The organism is Streptacidiphilus melanogenes (assembly GCF_000787835.1).
Lineage (GTDB): Bacteria > Actinomycetota > Actinomycetes > Streptomycetales > Streptomycetaceae > Streptacidiphilus > Streptacidiphilus melanogenes.
On record NZ_BBPP01000009.1, the window covers coordinates 259,053 to 260,935 of the forward strand.

Here is a 1,883-nt window from a genome sequence, read left to right on the forward strand (position 1 = left end):
CCCGCCGCTGGCGTCGTGGCGGCGGATCCCGTGAGGACCGTGCGCCGGTGGGAGCGGATCTCGGTCACCGAGCGGACCCTCCGGCCCGGGGAGCCGCAACCGGGCGCCTGATCGTCCTCGGCGTGCCGTCGGGAGGGTCAGCCCGCGGTCACCGTCACGTTGGTGGTGATGAACCGGGCGGTGCCCGGCTTCACCGCCTCGGGGTCGGGCACCGGGCCGGCCGGGGTCGGCTGGGTGGCGGGCGTCTCCACCGTGAACACGACGGGAAACGTCGCGCCCACGAGAAGGAGCGGCTTGCCCCCGTTGCTGACCTGCTGCGTCAGGTTCTCCGGCAGCAGCGTGAGCGTCAGGGTGCCGGTGCCGGGCACGGTGAAGGGCGGCTGCGTGTAGAGCAGCGGGTCGCGCAGCTCGACCGGCAGTTCGTCGCCCTGCACGCAGACGGGCAGACCGCCGACCGTCACGTCGGTGCTGGAACCCGTCAACGGCACCGGCGCGACCAGCTCCGGAACGACGGGCCCCGGCAGAGTCACCTCGATCAGGTCCGCGGTACGCAGGACGAAGTCCGCCATCCTTCCCTCCCGGTCACAGCGGCAGCCCGAACAGCTCGATCTCGGCGACGGCGACAGAGGATCCGCTGCTTCCCGCGTACACCGAGCCGACCTGGACCTGCAGGCCGGTGATCAGGTCCGCGTGACTGATCGTGAAGGTCTGCTGCTGCGAGGTGTCCTGCGGGAAGAAGGTGAACGACTCGCCGTTGGAGTACAGCAGGCGCAGTTCGCTGGGCCTGCCGTCCTGGATGTACGCGTTGCTCGCACCCGAATGCAGGATGATCTTCTTCAGGGTGACGCGGTGGGCGAAGTGGAAGGTGAGGGTCGGCTCCTTCGAGGCGGACCAGGGCGCCAGCCAGTAGCTGGTGAGCAGCTCGTCCGCGGCGTCGAGCCCCGGATGGCCCGGCTCCTGACGGTCCGCCGTCACGCTGTCCGCGTGGATCGGCGACAACTGCGCGTCGAGCGTCCCCGTGGCCAGCCCCTTCACCTTCTGCACCTCGGCGTTGACCGTGGTCCGGAACGGCGGGTACGCGCCGTACAGCGCGCCGCCGCACAGGATCGCCACCCCGACGACCACGCGCGCCTTGCGGTAGAGCTGTCGCAGCGTGAACTTCGGGTCAAAGCCCGGCCCGTCGAGGTGCCCGTCCTTCCCTCCCCCGGTCGCCCCCTGGCCGGTCCCGGGGTCCAGCTTGACGACCCGGGGTCCGCGCCGCGGCACGAACCTGCGCCACCACGGCTCCTTGACCTTCACCGCCTCGACGAGCGAGGTGCCGCATCGGCTGCAGAAGCGCCGGGTGCTCGCGTTGCCCTCGCCGCACGCACCGCACACCAGGTCACCCGGCAGCAGCCGACGGCTCGGCGCGGTCTTGGTCACCGCCACCGCCCGCGCCCGCGCACTGCGCGGCGCCTGCTCCCCCACCTCCTCGGCCACCCGGGCCGCTGCGTCCTGTCCCTTGGGCGGTCGGGTCGGCGCCGGGTCGGCGGCGGGCGCCTCGGCGCGCTCGACGGGCGCGACCAGCGCCGCGGCGTCGACGCGCCGCACACTCGGCGGGGTCGGCGCCGCAGCGCCCTTCGGGGCGGCCGAAGGGACCCAGCCGACCCGGCGGCAGGGCCCTCGACGGGCGCGACCAGCGCGGCAGCGTCGGTGCGCGCCGCCGACGGCGACGCAGCTGGTGGGGCGATGCTCCGCCCGGCCGCGGGGGGCGGAGGTGGCGGTGTGGGGACCGAGGTGCTCGGCCCTGCCGCCGACAGCGGTCCGGGTGACGCGGCAACAGGGCCCGCGCGGTCGGCCGGCGGAGGCGGAGGTGGTGACCCTGCGCCCGGCCGGGGTGGCGG

At 74.2% G+C, this 1,883-nt stretch carries 2 protein-coding genes; both read right to left on the minus strand.

The genetic code is table 11. The annotated features are described in order from the left end of the window. Window positions 1-137: 137 nt before the first annotated feature. Window positions 138-569, minus strand: a complete 432-nt coding sequence (locus TR49_RS13500) for a contractile injection system spike tip protein (protein WP_052434270.1) — start codon at window positions 567-569, stop codon at window positions 138-140. 13 nt (window positions 570-582) lie between these two features. After that, window positions 583-1,590: an NADase-type glycan-binding domain-containing protein gene (locus tag TR49_RS13505; protein WP_042381215.1), complete on the minus strand. Its 1,008-nt coding sequence runs from the start codon at window positions 1,588-1,590 to the stop codon at window positions 583-585. Window positions 1,591-1,883: the final 293 nt, after the last annotated feature.